Source organism: Dechloromonas hankyongensis (assembly GCF_022012295.1).
Classification (GTDB): Bacteria; Pseudomonadota; Gammaproteobacteria; order Burkholderiales; family Rhodocyclaceae; genus Azonexus; species Azonexus hankyongensis.
On sequence record NZ_JAKLTN010000004.1, the window covers coordinates 114,314 to 130,235 of the forward strand.

13 protein-coding genes are annotated in these 15,922 nt (G+C 63.3%); 8 read left to right on the forward strand and 5 right to left on the reverse strand.

Annotation, left to right across the window (positions count from 1 at the left end):
* The first annotated feature begins 214 nt into the window (after positions 1-214).
* A complete protein-coding gene (locus LZ012_RS17025; RefSeq protein ID WP_275712096.1) occupies positions 215-4,786 on the forward strand; it encodes a response regulator in 4,572 nt (1,523 codons plus the stop codon).
* A 671-nt stretch (positions 4,787-5,457) separates the two neighbouring features.
* Here the strand turns inward: LZ012_RS17025 and LZ012_RS17030 are convergent.
* The gene (locus LZ012_RS17030; RefSeq protein ID WP_275712097.1) at positions 5,458-6,729 is read right to left on the reverse strand and encodes a replication protein RepA; all 1,272 of its coding nucleotides are present in this window, start codon (positions 6,727-6,729) and stop codon (positions 5,458-5,460) included.
* 156 nt (positions 6,730-6,885) lie between these two features.
* On the opposite strand from LZ012_RS17030, the gene LZ012_RS17035 reads away from it, so the two are divergent.
* Positions 6,886-7,962, forward strand: coding sequence for a ParA family protein (locus LZ012_RS17035; protein WP_275712098.1), 1,077 nt, complete (start codon positions 6,886-6,888; stop codon positions 7,960-7,962).
* Complete coding sequence (locus tag LZ012_RS17040) at positions 7,962-8,981, forward strand: ParB/RepB/Spo0J family partition protein (protein ID WP_275712158.1); 1,020 nt, start codon at positions 7,962-7,964, stop codon at positions 8,979-8,981. The genes LZ012_RS17035 and LZ012_RS17040 overlap by 1 nt, the downstream gene beginning before the upstream one ends.
* 171 nt (positions 8,982-9,152) lie before the next feature.
* Here LZ012_RS17040 and LZ012_RS17045 read toward each other — a convergent pair whose 3' ends face one another.
* The 4 genes from LZ012_RS17045 to LZ012_RS17060 form a co-directional block, all read right to left on the reverse strand.
* Complete coding sequence (locus tag LZ012_RS17045) at positions 9,153-10,991, reverse strand: phage integrase family protein (RefSeq protein ID WP_275712099.1); 1,839 nt, start codon at positions 10,989-10,991, stop codon at positions 9,153-9,155.
* Positions 10,991-11,218, reverse strand: coding sequence for a WGR domain-containing protein (locus tag LZ012_RS17050; RefSeq protein ID WP_275712100.1), 228 nt, complete (start codon positions 11,216-11,218; stop codon positions 10,991-10,993). The genes LZ012_RS17045 and LZ012_RS17050 overlap by 1 nt, the downstream gene beginning before the upstream one ends.
* 196 nt (positions 11,219-11,414) lie before the next feature.
* Positions 11,415-11,729, reverse strand: coding sequence for a DUF3175 domain-containing protein (locus tag LZ012_RS17055; RefSeq protein ID WP_275712101.1), 315 nt, complete (start codon positions 11,727-11,729; stop codon positions 11,415-11,417).
* A gap of 3 nt (positions 11,730-11,732) precedes the next feature.
* Positions 11,733-12,371: a type 1 glutamine amidotransferase domain-containing protein gene (locus LZ012_RS17060; RefSeq protein ID WP_275712102.1), complete on the reverse strand. Its 639-nt coding sequence runs from the start codon at positions 12,369-12,371 to the stop codon at positions 11,733-11,735.
* A gap of 249 nt (positions 12,372-12,620) precedes the next feature.
* Between LZ012_RS17060 and LZ012_RS17065 the strand changes: the two genes are divergently transcribed.
* From LZ012_RS17065 to LZ012_RS17085, 5 genes are all read left to right on the forward strand, one after another.
* Complete coding sequence (locus LZ012_RS17065) at positions 12,621-12,830, forward strand: hypothetical protein (protein WP_275712104.1); 210 nt, start codon at positions 12,621-12,623, stop codon at positions 12,828-12,830.
* 117 nt (positions 12,831-12,947) lie between these two features.
* Entirely contained in the window at positions 12,948-13,436 is a 489-nt protein-coding gene (locus tag LZ012_RS17070) for a hemerythrin domain-containing protein (RefSeq protein WP_275712105.1), read from the forward strand.
* Positions 13,437-13,604: 168 nt separating this feature from the next.
* Complete coding sequence (locus LZ012_RS17075) at positions 13,605-14,120, forward strand: inorganic diphosphatase (protein ID WP_275712106.1); 516 nt, start codon at positions 13,605-13,607, stop codon at positions 14,118-14,120.
* A gap of 129 nt (positions 14,121-14,249) precedes the next feature.
* Complete coding sequence (locus LZ012_RS17080; protein ID WP_275712107.1) at positions 14,250-14,588, forward strand: helix-turn-helix domain-containing protein; 339 nt, start codon at positions 14,250-14,252, stop codon at positions 14,586-14,588.
* Entirely contained in the window at positions 14,585-15,823 is a 1,239-nt protein-coding gene (locus tag LZ012_RS17085) for a type II toxin-antitoxin system HipA family toxin (protein WP_275712109.1), read from the forward strand. The genes LZ012_RS17080 and LZ012_RS17085 overlap by 4 nt, the downstream gene beginning before the upstream one ends.
* Positions 15,824-15,922: the final 99 nt, after the last annotated feature.

The window sequence follows — 15,922 nt, forward strand, 5'->3', positions numbered from 1 at the left end:
ATCGACCGACATGGCATCCATTTCCAGGTAACGACAACTTCACTCCTGCCTCTACGGTGCTCCGGGGGGACATTGATGTTCTTCCTCCCATCCCCGTTCCGGCGTTGGACCCGGCGGCCGGAAAACAATTCCAGCCCCTTCTCCCGCGGGCTTGCTGGGGCTTTCCCCAGGCCGGTAGTCAGCGCTTGGGCACTTGGTTATCCTTGCATTCATCATGCTCACTCCCTCCGTCGGCCTGCGCGGCCGCCTCGTCCTGATCCTGCTCGTCGCCTTCGTCGCGCTGTCCGGGTTGATCGTCTGGAATTCGCTGATTCAGCACGAGGAGTACCGACGGGCCGCCGGCGAGCGCCTGCTCAACGACGCCCGGCTGCTCGCCGCCCGGCAGCAGGCGGTCATCGCCCGCGGCGACGCCGTTCTCAACAACGCCATGCTGGTCACCGCCTTGCGCGACAAGTTGGCACCCGGCCGCTGCCCGCGGCTGTTCGCCGAGCATCTCAGCGCGGAGCCGGCCTTTTTCGGGCTGGGTGCGGCGGCCGCCGACGGCAGCGTGCTGTGTGCCACGCCGGGGGTCGGGAATGGCAGCAACCTGGCCGACCGTTCGTGGTTCCGGCAGGCCCTGGCCGCCCGGGCCATGGTCGTCTCCGATGTCCTCGATGCCGCGGGCCCGCCCCGCATCATGCTCGGCAAGGCCCTGCGCGACGATGCGGAAAACGTGCGCGGCGTCTTTTTCCTGGCCCTCGACCTGCGGCGCTTCGAGCAGGAACTGCTCAAATCCGACCTCCCCGCCGAGTCGCATGTCGCGGTGATCGACAGCCGCGGCACGGTGGCGGTCCGTTTTCCCGACCCCGAACCTCAAATCGACCGGCATCTGCTCAACCCCCCCTTGATCCAGCGCATGGCGAGCGAAACCCATGAGGGAATCATCGCCACCACCGATCTTGACGGAGTTCCGGCGCTGGTCGCCCACACCCCTCTTTTGCAGGCGGGGCTTGGCGCACACTACCAGTTGGTGTTGAGCCTGCCGACGGAAGGTATCGAAGCGGAGGCCCGTCGCCATTTATTCACCAGCCTGGCTTGGGCCCTGGCCATCCTAGCTGCCACTCTTGTCCTGATCTATCTGGTCAGCAACTACTACCTGATGCGACCGATCAAGGCGCTATCCCATGCTGCCCGACGCGTCGGCAGCGGCGATCTGGCCATCACCGCCGACCAGGCCGCACGCGACGACGAATTCGCCGAACTCTGGCGCTCGCTCGAGGAAATGGCCAACGCCCTGCGGGTAGGCACCGTGTCGCGCGACCGTCTGCAGATCGAGATGAACAACCTCAAACAGGCTGAAAGACGACTGCAGCGCAGCGAGATGACGCTGAGCCAGGCAACGCACATCGCCCGGCTCGGGGTGTGGTCCACGGAACAGCCCGATTTCGATAATTTCGATAGAACTCCCGTGCAGTGGTCGGTCGAAATGTATCAGCTTCTGGGTTACCAGCCGGAAAAGCTTTCCCAGCCGACAGCCGGCGATTTCTTCGCACGTATCCACCCCGACGACCGCCAGGCTGCGCTCGACATGGCACTCGCTGCGCTGGCCGAAAAGCGTCCCTGGCAAATGGAATACCGCGTGCTTCTTGACGACGGCAGTGAACGGATGATGATGGAAGTCGGCGAAGCGTCTTTCGATCCATCCGGTCGACCTAACTCCATGCTCGGTGCCGTCATGGACATCACGCAACAGCGTCGGGCCGAGGAAAACGTGCGCGACAACACCGCCAAACTCCGTCTGGCGCTGGAGGGCGCCAGCGCCGGCAGCTACGAATGGAATGTCGAGACCGGTACCACGTCGTGGTCAGAAGAACTGTACACGCTGTGCGGCGTGGTAGCGGACATCGACACCACCTCGTTCGCCACCTGGCGCAAGGTTATCCATCCTTATGATCTGGAACGAGTCGAGGCGATCATCGAAACGGCCGTCGCCCGGCAAACCGGCTTCGAAGTCGAGTGGCGCCTCAATTCGCCGGCCGGCGGCGAGCCGCACTGGGTCATGGAGCGGGCCCGTCCGGTCTGCGACAAGGACGGCCGGGTACTACGCTACCTTGGCATCATCATCGACATCACCAAGCAAAAACAGGCGGAACTGGGCCTCAAGAGCTATCGCGAACACCTCGAGGAGATGGTGCTCGCGCGCACCGCCGAGCTGTCCAGCGCCGAGGCCGAGCAGCGCCGGCTGAACCGGGCGCTGCGCCTGCTCGGCGACTGCAACGTCGCGCTGATGCGCGCCACCAGCGAACAGCAGCTGCTCGACGACATCTGTACCCTGGTCGTCGACTCGGGCGGCTATCTGGCGGCCTGGTTCGGCGTGGCCGAGCAGGACCAGGCGAAGACCATCCGCCTGGTCGCCCACTCCGGGAACCGGGCCGACTATCCGGAACAACGCCTGTCGTGGACCGAGAATGCCGGGAACAATTGCGAACCGACCGGCCTCGCCATCCGCAGCGGCACTATCCAGGCCAACCAGAACTGCCAGCCCCTGCGCCCGTGGGCCGGCAACGCGGTCCAACCGCACTGCCAGTCGGTCGTCGCCCTCCCCATCCACAACCAGGACCGCATCCACGGCGCCCTGACGCTGTATGCCGCAGAAGCCGAAGCCTTCGGCCCCGAGGAACTGGGCCTGCTCGAGGAACTGGCCACCAACGTCTCCTTCGGCCTGCAGGGCCTGCATGCGCGCAGCGAACTCGAACTCTACCGACAGAACCTGGAGCAACTGGTGGCCGAACGCACACGCGAGATCGGCCAGCTCAACATCGAGCTGGCCCACCGCGCCGAGGAAGCGGAATCGGCCAACCGCGCCAAGAGCGACTTCCTGGCCACCCTGAGCCACGAGATCCGCACCCCGCTCAATGCCGTGACCGGGCTCACCCGGCTGCTCGCCGATTTGCTCACCGACCGGCGCCAGCGCAATTACACCGACAAGATCCAGAATGCTGCGCAGGTACTGTGCACGCTGATCGACGACATTCTCGACTTTTCCAAGATCGAGGCCGGTTCGCTGCAGCTCGAGCAGGCGCCGTTCGCTCTCAACGCCATCCTCCAGGCTGCGGCGGCGGTGGTTTCGGGCGGCATTCGCGGCAAGGACATCGAAGCCTTCTTCGACATCGGGCCCGGCATTCCCGACACGCTGGTCGGCGACTCACTGCGTCTGCAGCAGATCCTGCTCAATCTGTGCAGCAATGCCGTCAAATTCACCGAACGCGGCACCATCGTGATTTCGGTACGCCGGCTCGCCGGGCCGGCCGGCCAGGCCAACCTGCAGTTCGCCGTGCGCGACACCGGTATCGGCATTCCGCCGGAAAAGCTCGGTCACATATTCAAGGTATTCACCCAGGCCGACTCGTCGACCAGCCGCAAGTACGGCGGCACCGGCCTCGGCCTGGCGATCAGCGCCCGCCTGGTCGATGCCATGGGCGGCCGCCTGGGCGTCGATAGCGAACCGGACCAGGGCAGCGAATTCAGCTTCACCGTGACCCTCGACCTGCCAGCGACGCCTGCCGTGCCGGCAGAGGACAGCGTGCTGCCTTCCCTGCGCATCCTCATCGTCGACGACCATCCACTGGCCCGCGACATCCTGCAGCGTACCTGCGCCGGCTTCGGCTGGCAGGCGACGGCACTCGATTCCGCTGCCGCCGGCCTGGCTGCGCTCGAGGCCTGCACCGCCGACGGTAACGGCTATGACCTGCTGCTGCTCGACTGGCACATGCCCGAAATCAACGGCATGGACATGCTCAAGCTGGCCCGTGAACGGCCGCAGATCGGCCTGCCGCTGGTCGTCCTGATGGTTCCCGCCAGCGAACTGGCCCAGGCCGTCGCGGCGGGCGATGACCTCTATCTCGACGGCATCGTCACCAAGCCGCTGACGCCGGCCGCCCTGTTCGATGCGGTCCGCCAGGCCTACCGCGGCGAACCGTTGCAGATGCCGCTCCTGCCCGGCGGCGAGGATAGACGACTGGCCGGCCTGCGTCTGCTGGTTGCCGAGGACAACGATCTCAACCAGGAGATGGTCGAGCAGATCCTGACCCGGGCCGGCGCCGAGGTCACCCTCGCCGCCAACGGACAGATCGCCGTCGACCTGTTGCGCGCGCCCGATGCCCATTTCGACGCGGTGCTGATGGACATCCAGATGCCGGTCATGGACGGCTACGCGGCCACCAGCGCCATCCGCCACCTGCCGGGCCGCAGCGATTTGCCCATCATCGCGGTTACCGCCCACGCCCGTCCCGAGGATCACGAGAAATCCCGTCAGGCCGGCATGGCCGGGCATATCGTCAAGCCGGTCGATGTCGATGACCTGCTGACCGTGCTGAGCGCCATCCTACCGGTCTCCCGCGGCTCGAATACGTCGCTGATGCCGGAAAGCAAAGGGTTGCCCGGCCTCGACCTGGCCGCCGCCCGGCGAACCGCTCTCGGGCGCGATCCAGTCGCCTATGCCGGCCTGTTGCGCCAGTTCATAACCCACCACGGTGGCGATGCCGAACGGGCGCGCGAGCTGTTCGCGGCTGGCAACTCAGCCGAGGCCATCAGGTTGGTGCATGATCTGCGCGGCGTGGCCGGTTATCTCAAGGCAACGAATCTAGCCCGTCTCGCCGGCAGCGTCGAGACTTCGTTGCACGATGGCCTGCCCGGAACCGACGCCTTGTTCGAGGAACTCAGTCAAGCGATGGTAACGCTACGCAACGCCATCGACCGGTTCGAGTCCGGCTTGATCCACGACAGCGAGATTTCTCCTCAGCCTTGAGCGCAGAGGCGTGATGCCGGTCTGACCGGCCACGGGCTGACTTGTTTTCTACTGGGTGAACGTTCTGCACCGCATGTGTGGAGGATCGGTTTTGACTTTCCCCTTAATTCATAAAAGGGGATCGTCTCCTGGCAAAGCCGGTGGCGTAACGCGCAGCGTTATCCACGGGCGTAGCCAGGTGGACTACAGGTAAACCATATAGGTAAACATTTATAACTATAGGGGGCTGCCGCGGCCATCCATCGAAACCGTTGCAGCACAATGGAATCCAGAAGAATTTGGCGCCCGTTTTCAGGAGTGCTTCAGCGCACGGGAGCAAGAGCAGATCAGCGTGGATAACCGGGGTTGAAATCCTAACATATTGAAAATGAACGACAATCCGTTCAGGAGTAGATCGGCGTGGATAACCCGGCTTATCCACAGGCCTTATCCACATCATCGGCTGCCACAGGAGTTCTTCAGCGTACGGTTCGCGCCGCGATGAGGTTCAGGAGTTCTTCAGCGCATCGCTGCCTGCGCAGGGACGGATCCGCCCGAATCCACTGCCGAAAACCGTTGCCCACTGCTACCGTACCCATATTTATATGGGTATTTCTGTATAGTGAGCACTTACATTTATTTCAGGAGTTCTTCAGCGCGCCCATTCGCAGACGCCTGTGGGGACCGGCCGGTCAGAACAGCGGGGACTGGCGGTCGGTCTTGTTGTCGTTGCTGGCAATGGCGGTGACGTGCGTCGGCGACGGCATGAGGATCAGGCCCGAATCGTTGTAGGTCAGGCGGGCTTCCGGGTACACCGTATGGACCAGCTTGAGGGCGCGCAGGAAGTTCTTCTTGAAGTCCAGCACCGACTGCTTGATCGCCGTCGGCGACGGATTGGCCATGCTGCCGTAGCCGCTGCCGAACTGCAGCATCAGCGCTTCCCAGGTGATCGGACGGGTGTTCGACTGCACGTAACTCATCCGGTAGGTCAGCCAGGTGTAGAGGTCCATGGCCAGCGGCGAACCGCGCAGCGCCTTGAAGGCGCGCAGGTCGATGGGGACCGGGTTGGCGATGCATTCCTGGAAGAAGTTGTTGGTCAGCTTCACCTTCGAGCGCCAGGTCCCGGCTTCATGGCCTTTCTGCGGCGTCCACAGCGCGTTTTCCTCGCTCTCGTCGACTTCGAGTTCGTCGGCGATCAGGACGTTCTTCATGACGAAGCCGCGCTTTTCCTGGGTGCCGGAATACTGGGCCGTGATCAGTGAGCCGAACAGGCGCCGCATCTGCTCCGAAACCCGGGTTGCCGTTCCGCGCTTGCCGCCGCCGGTGCTGCGCAGGTCGAGCACGTCGCGCAGGAAGACGCTCAGCGAGTCGCCCAGTTCGATCACCGGCGACTGCTTGCGCACCGCCTCTGTCGTCACCCAGCTCATCAGCAGGCGGGGATAGATGCCGAAGGGGATGCCGCCATCGTAGCCGGCGACGATGCGCAGCTTGAAATCGCCGTTCTGGCGCGTGAAGGATTCCTTGGGCGTGCCGTCCGGGTTCTTCTGGTCCTTGTACGGCATGGTCGCGATGACCAGGGCGCGGGCCATGAAGCCGAGCGCGCCGGCTTTCTTGGCGTCCTCGGTTTCGATGGCGAGGTGGGTTTCGATGACCTCGCGTATCCACGACGGGACCGGCTTGCTGCTGCGGAAGTCGTAGGTCTCCGGAGAGGTCGATTTCTTGCGGGAAACGCGCGGTTTCTTCGCTTCTTCTGCCTGCGGTACGTCTCCCGTCGGGTGTGCTTCGGCAGTGTCGGCTGCGGGCGTTACCGGCGGCTCGGCATCCTTCAGGGTGGGGACGGCCGGAGCCGTCTTCGCGGCCGCAGCGCCTTTCGTCTTCTCGGCGACCTGGGCGGCAATAGCCGGATCGAGACCATTCTTGATCAGATAGTCTCGATAACTTTCCACAGTGTAATGCTCGTCCATTTCGCTCTCGGTTTCAGGAGTTCTTCAGCGCATGGTGGGGGAGAATAGCACCATAAAAATCACGATGCAAGGAAAAAACACAGATGCATCGATAAATCCTTGCATCGATAAATTGCGACGAGTATAGTTCGAACTATTGGAATTCTAGGAGTAACCATGAGTCGCAAGCTAAAAGTGCAGGCAGTCGCGCATTTGCTGGAAACAACGGTGGATTCTGTACGTCGTCACATCGAGGAATCAGGTATCGAGGTCGAACGCCAGGAAAATGGCCCGCGCACCCGCCAGTTCTCGCTGGACAACGTGTTCGACCTGGCAGCCTGGCGCCAGGCGCATCGCCAGAAGACCAAGATCAGGAAGAAGGTGATTGCCACGATCTACGCGCCCAAGGGCGGGGTCGGCAAGACCACCATCGCGGCCAATCTCTCCTGCCTGTTCCCGCTCATGGGGATCAAGACCCTGGTCATCGACCTCGATTTCCAGGCCAACCTGACGCTGGCTTTCGGCTACGACTCCGAACTCACCCTCGAGGAAGCGGCCGAACTGAACCTGCCCGAGGAAAAGGTCGTCGAAAATCACTTCGGCAACCTGATCCCGGGCTGGCCGTATGGCCGCTCCGCTCTGCAGGACGTGATCAAGAAACCGTTCGGCGAGCATGGCCCGCACATCATTCCGGCCGACCTGACGCTCGACCGGCTCGACACCATCCTGACCTACGATGCGCTCGAAGGAAAGAAGAGCGATCTCAAGATCGCGGCCCTGGTTCAGGAAGGCCTGTCCGGAAGGAATCCCGATTTCGACCTGACCGGCTACGATCTGATCCTGTTCGACGCCGCCCCGGCCAAGAACCGCATGACGCGTGGCGCCCTGCTGGCCAGCGACTTCGTGATCTCGCCGGTGTCGATGGAAAAGTTCTCGACCAAGGCGATTTCCTATCTGTCTTCGGTGCTCAACGACATGCGCGACGACGTCGGCCGCTCGCCCGAGTTGCTGGTGGTCGGCAATTTCCATACGCCGAATCGTTTGCGCGTCATTAACCAGATGTCGGTGCTGTCGAAGGAATATCCGGGCGCCCTGCTGGATAACGTGATCCGCCGTTCGGAGGAATTCCCCAAGACCCTGTCCGAGGAAGAAGACCTGCCGCCGCTGTGCCTGGCCAAGCCGACCAGCGATGCCAGCGACGAACTGCGTTCCGTGGCGAAGGCCCTGCTGACCAAGATGGGAGTGATTGAGTGATGGCGAAGGCAAAAAAAGGCGGCAGCGAAGAGGATTTCATGGCTTTGGCCCGCGCCCAGCGTGAGTCGGCAAAACCGGCGCCCAGCGCCGGCATGGTCATGACGCATCCGCCGGCCGGCCCTTCCAAGAGCATCGATGAGGTGCTGGCCGAAAACGCTGGTGCGACCAGCGACGCCGTCGTCGAAACGGCTCCGGTCCAGGTGCCGCAGTTTCTGCTCAAGGAAGCCCAGCGCAAGGATTTAGACTCTAAATTCCTGCCGGTCTCCGAAATTCGCCACTCGGCCTATCAGGTCAGATCGGTGGCCGACCCGGAATACATCGAGCAGCTGATGGAAAGCATCCAGCAATCCGGCGTCATCAGCGCGATTGTCGTTCGCCCGGTTAACAGCGGCTACGAGATCATTGCCGGACACCATCGCTTCGAAGCCTGCCGCCGCCTAGGACACGCGACCGTGCCAGTGGAAATCAAGGCCATGACCGACGCCGAAGCGGCCATGGCGCTGACTTCCGACAACTTCGTGCGCAAGGAACTGGGTGCCTACGAACGCTACAAGCACGCCAAGATGCTCGCCGACAAGGGCTTCTGCAAAACCGGTCGCGAAATTGCCGTCGTGCTGGGGGTCTCTCCGGCCCAGGTTTCGCAGATGAAGGCGTTCGACTCGTTCCCGGCGGGTGCGAAGGCCATTCTCGAAGCTAATCCGAATCTGCTCGGTTACGATGCGGCACGCAAGCTCGAAGATGTCGCGACAGCCGAACCGGATCTGTTCACCGAGGCGCTGATGCAACTGGTTGCCGGCAAGCTCCAGCAGAACCGTATCGAGTCCTGGATCGACGCCAAGCTGAAATCCGGATCGCTGCGCATGCGGCGCAGCCATTTCGTGAAGATCACCCGCCCGGGCCTGACCGCACCGATCAAACTGACCTACACGGATCGTGAGGCAAAGATCCAGGCCGAGGGGCTGAATATCGAGAAGCTGCAAAAGCTCATCGAAGCCAATCTGGACGATCTGCTGGTCTGATATTTAGAGTCTAAATCCTGCCTTGCCCGAAAGCGCCCCTTCACTGGGGCGTTTTCCATTGAGCGACGGCCTGGTGTGCTGTTTGCCCGTTCCGCGCCGGCCGGACGTCTTTATCCGAAAACAATCGGCTCGCGGCAAGCGTGTCGTCCGCCGACTCTTCAGATGCCGCTTCTAGGTATTCCGCAGAAACTTTCCCAGTTCGGCGATGCTGCGTTTTTTCTCGGCCTGGACATAGATAGTGGTCGTCTGCAGGCTGGCGTGGCCCAGCACTTTCTGTACGACATCAAGCGGAACGTCGCTGGCTACCGCATGCGTGCCGAAGGTATGGCGGAAAGCATGCGGGGCGGCTCGATGCAGCTGGCCACGCTCCCATTCGTCGAGCGGAAAAGTTTCGTCGGTGGCGATGCGGCGCAGGGCTGTCTTGATGACCTGGTAAAGTCCGTCGACCGAAAAGCCGCGTTCCAGCAATTGCTGCTGCTCGTCGAGATGCTTGGCCTGGGCGCTTTGTGTCGGCGGGGCCATCAAGGGTGAAAGCAGTGGCAGTTCACTCAGGCCGTAGGAAAAATCGCTGCCGCGATCGGCCCAGTGCGCGCGTAAGGCATCAACCGCCCGCTTTGTGGGAAATACCGTCCGCCACTTGTTGCGCTTGCCAAGGACATCCAGTTCCCACAGATCGGGCGTGTCCGGCAACGACTTGAGCTTGTCGCGCGTGGCGTAGGCGGCCTCTTCGCGACGAATCCCGGTATCGCCGATCAACAGCAAGGCGGCCCGTACCAGGCGGAACTGGGCCGACATCGACAATTGCGCGGTTGCGCCGCGCAGCCGATAACGCTGGCGAAGCACCTCGTCCGGGGTGGTGCACAACTGGTCGATCAGGCCGCCGCCGGCGATCAGTTTCGACCACAGGGCTTCGGGCAAGGCCTTGTCGATCTGGATAGGATGTATCGCCGTCGCGACCCGCGGATCGGCAACCGTCATCCACGGATTTCCGCCGAGGTAGCGGACATTGACCAGCCAGTTGAAGAAAAGGCGGATGGCCTGGATGGCATAGCGCTGGCTCGCTGGCGACAAGGGTCCGGCGAAGGGACGCCATCCATGGTCATGGCGCTTCCGTTTCAGCCCCACCCAGTTTGGGGGAATGGACGCGATGAAATCCTTGTAGGCTTCGCAGTCGTCCTGCAGTACCGCCGACATCGGCGTGCTACGCACCGTGATGCACCAGAGCAGGAAGCGCTCGATCTCCTTCTGGTAAGCGCGGCGGGTTTTTTCCTGGGCGCGGAATTTGTACAGATAGGCGTCTATGGCATCGCGGTCATGGCGAGCCGAGATCAGGCACAGCCCGCTGTGTCGGTTGCGGCCTTCATGGCCATCGAGTTCGTATGGCAGCAGAATGCGCTCGATCGGCGCCAGATCCGTCTGCCCAGGGCGCAGTACGACACAGGACGCTGGATCGGGCTGTATATCGGCCCCGAGCGTCAGCTCACCGATCTCGCTTGCCTGGCTTTGCAACCAGGCGACGATGCGGGCGGCCTTGCCGGCGCCGATACGCGGGATAGGTTTCCACCAGCCGTTGCCGCGCGTTGCAATCAGCGCCATCAGGTCGCCCAGACTGCGCGCACCTTCGGCGCGCAGAAGCCGGGCTATCGCCGGCCGGAACCATGCGGATACCGGATCGTTGCGCTCCGGCTTGCTGAATTGGGTATCCGCTGCCTGGACCAGAAAATTGACCAGCTTGCCCGACCAGGCATGGCTGCGCCGGGCGTTGCGTAGCAATTCCGCGACATGGGCGTTGTTGTCGATGGCGCGTTCGATCAGCCGATCGCGCAATTCCTCCAGCCGATTCTGCAGTTTTCCGTCGCTGTTGCAGTCGAGGACCTGCAGATCGTCCTCGTGGTAATACAACGCGCTGATCTGATGCAAGGGCAGACGATTCAGCCAAGCCCGCAAGGCTGTGAAATCGACCCGGGTGAAATGTCTGGCGTGCAGCAGAACCTCATTGTGCTGCGCCATCAGCCGGCTACCTCGCGATAACCGTGTTGCTGGCGCTGCCGGGCGAGCGCAGTAACCCGTTGCTCGGCCATGGCCACATTGGCGACCACTTCATGGCGCTGCTGGCCGCGCTGATTGTCCTTACCGCCCCAATAGCGGGAAACGACCAGTTCGCCCCACAAATCACGGCTGCAGCACAACACGTAGTAACGATGTGCGGTTTCGAAGCGACGCGGTAACGGAAGCATGAATAGGCCCTTAGTGTGCCGAAGCTTGCATTATGCCGAAAATTCACCATAAACGCAGACCCGATAATAACAATTATCAGGCAATAATAAGAAACGAGATACGCTTTCGGATGCGGAAATCGTGCGCAAATTGCGTTCTTTGACGAAGGCCACGCCTCAATCCCGCGCATCGACCAGCAGCGGCCGTTATGCCCGCCTAACCTTGTTGGTGGCGTGGTCGGCCGTAGATGGCGCGGAGTTCGTCCTTGGCGGCTTCCAGGCAGCGGCGGCGTTCGGCGGGAAGCTTGCGGCCGGCGCGGTTGACGTAGAAGTTGAGCATCGACATCGCTGACTGGAACGCTCCAGCCTTGCGCTGTCGGCTGTGTTCGGCCGAGCGCTGCAGCGAGCGGGCGATTTCCCGCGGATCGGACAGCGAAAATACTCCCGGTTCAAGGTCGAGGGCGTGGCTGATTTCCGTCACCTGCTGCGACCAGCGCCGGGGGGTGTCGCCCGACCCCGCCTTGGCTGCCATTGTTTACCCGGTAAGTTGGCTGCCCGGTTCCTCCTGGACGTTGTGCTGGCGTTCGCTGACGTTGAGGTCGCGGGCTGCCGTGTCGGTTTTGGTCAATTCATCGAGAATGGCCTGATCGAAGTCCGGAATGTCCTCCGGCTTGCGGCTGGTGACCAGCTTGCCGTCGACCACCACCGGCGCATCGCTCCATAGCGCCCCGGCATTGCGCAGGTCTTCCTTGAGGCTAGGCCAGCTGGTGACCTGCTTGCCCTTGACGATGCCGGCATCGATCAGCGTCCACGGGCCGTGGCAGATCGCCGCAATGGGTTTGTCCTCGCGCGCGAATTCGCGGATGAAGGTGATCGCCTCGGTGCTCAGGCGCAGGCGGTCCGGGTTGGCGACGCCGCCGGGCAGGACCAGGGCATCGAAATCGCCGGGCTGGGCGTCGCGGACGTCGAGGTCGACCGGAAAGCGGCCTGCTGGCTCGGAATGGTGATATCCCTGCAATTCGCTGCCCGGCGGCTTCGGCGCGACGAGGATGGTCCGCGCGCCGTGCTGCTCGAGAAAGGCGCGGGGCTGGATATATTCGGACTCTTCGACGCCATCGGTCATCAGGATGGCGATTTTCTTGCCCTGCAGGGCGGGACTTTGGGTGCTTGGCATTTGGTATCTCCTTCACCGGGGAATGCGGCCGGAACGCCTAGCTGCCTGCAGTCGGCGGTCCCGGCAAGGGAGATGGGCGGTGGCCGGTAAAGACGGCCACTGCGCTGTAAGAATTGCATCGCGGCAGTGCCGGCAATGGGCGCCCACCGGATTCTGCGCCGAGCATCCGGTGGGCGCTGGGCAAAGCCGCTACGGGAACGGTGCTTGCACGCTGGGTAGCGGTTACCACCGCCCTCAGGAGTCTTGATCATGCCCGACGATATTTCCAAAAAGCCAGCTTACCAGCCATCACAGCGTTTTCCCGGCGGCATGAGTCCCGGCGACGAAGCGCCGGAGGGAACGCCGGGTACCGGCCAGGTTGTCTGCAGTCATTGCGCCGGCAGCGGCGAGGTCGAAGGCGTTGACTGTCCCGACTGCGAGGGCACTGGCTATGTCATCGGCGGTATCGGTGGCGCCTGATCGTCGACGGCACACGACTGCCGTGAGGACGGGCGGGGATGGAACGGCTTCTGGGCGGGGATGGATGAATGGCCCGAGAGCGAGCGTGATAGCACATTCATTGAGAAAGGAATTGCCATGAGACCCGAACAAAAAACCGACACCACGACAAAAGCGCATGCCAAGGAAAAAAGCGCCCTTGAACTGCTGAAGGCCGACCACGAAAAGGTCAGCCAAATGTTTGAGGAATTTGAGGAAACGCACACGGCCAGCAAGAAAAAGAAACTGGCGGTCGAGATCTGCACTGCGCTGACGGTGCATGCCCAGGTCGAAGAGGAACTCTTCTACCCCGAGGTCAAGGCGGCGCTCAAGGACAAGACACTTGTGCCGGAAGCCACCGTCGAGCACGCGGTGATGAAGGAGTTGATCGCCCAGATCGAAGACGACGAGCAAGGCGGTGAAATGTACGACGCCCGGATGAAGGTGCTTTCGGAATACGTGAAGCACCACATCAAGGAAGAGCAAGGCGAGCTGTTCCGCAAGGTCAAGCAATCGTCGCTCGACCTGGCCGAGCTGGGCGAACGGATGGCCGAGCGCTTCGACGATCTGCGCGCCGCCAAGCATTGACCGGTAGCTGCCGGGCGGGACTCCAGCTGGGGCCGATGCTGTCCGCGCCGCCGGAAGCGAAGCGGGAACGGGCGCTTCGGCCGGCGGATCAGCGGGACAGCGGCCCGGCCTGCCGAGCGGATCGGTGGCAAGCCGGGCCATGGCGCAACCGACTTTCCGGGGCCGCGCATGTCTTTTGACCAATTACCGCCCTTTCGCGACGACGGAGCGATCAACGTGGTGGTCGAAACGTCGGCCGGCTCCCGTTGCAAGCTGAAGTACGAAGCCGCGTCAGGCGCTTTCGCGCTGGGCAGGATCCTGCCGGAAGGATTCGTCTTTCCTTTCGATTTCGGCTTCGTTCCCGGCACCCGGGCCGAGGACGGCGATCCGGTCGATATCCTGCTGGTCGCCGAAGCGGGCACGGCGCCGGGCTGCGTCGTGCCGGCCCGGCCGATCGGTGCCCTGACGGCGGAACAGTCGGCCAAACAAGGCAGGCGCGTGCGCAATGACCGCATCCTGGCCGTTCCGCTCGTCTCCCGCCAATACGCCACCCTGTGCCGGCTCAGGGATATGGCGCCGGCCTTGCGCGAGCAGATCGCGTTTTTCCTGACTTCATATGGTGTGCTCGACGGCAAGAACCTGCGGATCACCGGGCAGCATGGCCCGAATACCGCCGTGAAGCTGATCCGGCAGGCCTTGAAATAGGCAACCAACTTTTCCCGATGGAACCCGCGGCCGGCATATCATCGGCAAGGGCCAGCGGAAGCGTGGGCTCTTCATGTTGAAACGTAACAATCATGTTACTATTTTCAAAAATTTACGCATATCAACGTTATGCCAAAACCTTCGCTCGCTTTGTCCAGTCTGCCCCCTGCGGTGACTGCGGCATTGGTCGAACTGGGGGAAAACCTGGCGGTCGCCCGCAAGCGCCGGCGTGAGTCACGCCAGGTCTGGGCGCAGCGCCTGGGCGTTTCAGTGCCGACGCTGACCCGCATGGAACGCGGCGACCCCGGCGTCGCCGCCGGCATCTACGCCACCGCGCTGTGGATGATAGGGCGCATTCCGGCACTAGCCGAACTGGCCAACCCGGCCCTCGACCATGGCGCGCTGGAGCAGGAAGTGCAGCAGGCCCGCCGGCGCTCGCAGCGCCGTCCGGATGGCGGTGAGGCATGAGCCGGCTTGCCGAAGCGCCTTCCTACCAGCCTGCCGATTCCCTCTACCTGTGGTGGCTGGCCGATCCGGCTGCGCCGCGCCTGGTCGGCACGCTGACCCTGGTCAAGTCGCTGCGCGGCATCTCGCTGCGCTACGCGCCGGCCTGGCTGGCTCAGGGCTTCGCATTGAGCGAGGATCTGCCGCTGCGCGACATTGAATTTTTGCCTGAACGTGACGGCATCGTCGGCGCGGTGGACGATGCGCGGCCCGACCGCTGGGGCGAGCGGGTCATCCGCTACCTCGACAAGCCGCCGCGGCTGTCGCTGCTCGAATACCTATTTTTCGCCGGCGACGAGCGTTTCGGCGCGCTCGGCGTGTCGACCTCGGACCGCGCCTACCAGCCGCGCTGGCACGGCCCCCTGCCTTCGCTGGGCGATGTCGATGAACTGCATGAACTGGTGCGCCGGGTCATGAACGGCGAACCGGTGCCGGCCGACCAGAAGCGGCTGCTCGCGCCCGGCACGCTGGGCGGCGCCCGGCCCAAGGCGCTGCTCGAAATCGACGGCCGGCAATGGGTGCTCAAGTTCGGCGAGGGCGATCCGTTCGACGCCCCGCTCGTCGAGCACGCCAGCATGACGCTGGCCGCCCGCGCCGGGATAGCAGTCGCCGCGACGCGCGCCGTGCCGCTGGCGCAAGGGCATGCCGTCGCCGTGCAGCGCTTCGACCGCGACGGCGGCCGCCGCCTGCACGCCCTGAGCGCCCACGTCGCGCTGCGCGCCGCCGGCGAGAAGGAGATGGGCTATCCGGAACTGGCGCTGTTGCTGCGCCGGCGTGGGGTGGTCGAGGGCAATCTTTACCTCGAACAGATGCGGGAACTGTTCCGGCGCATGGTCTTCAACATCCTCATCGACAACACCGACGACCACGAAAAGAACCATGCCCTGCTCGTCGATACGGCCGGCCATTACCGGTTGGCGCCCGCCTTCGACGTCCTGCCCGCCGCCCAGGCGCTGGGCTACCAGCAGATGCGGGTCGGCCTGCAGGCCAACGACTCGACCCTCGACAACGCGCTCAGCGAGGCCCGCCTGTTCGGCCTGAAGCGCGACCAGGCGGTCGCCGAAGTACGTCGGGTCATCGCCGCGGTGGCCGGGTGGCAGGCGCATTTCGCCGCCTGCGGGGTGGGCGCCGGCGACATCGAACTGCTGGCTACCGCCATCGACCGGCCGCATCTGCGCGGGCAGCGCGACGGTTTCTAGGGAAGCGGAATTGTCATCCCGCAGAGGCGGGGATCCGAAAAAAGCGACGCGCCGGATTCTCCCCTGCGACCCAAGGAGGTCTCTGTGGGAAGCGGGAGT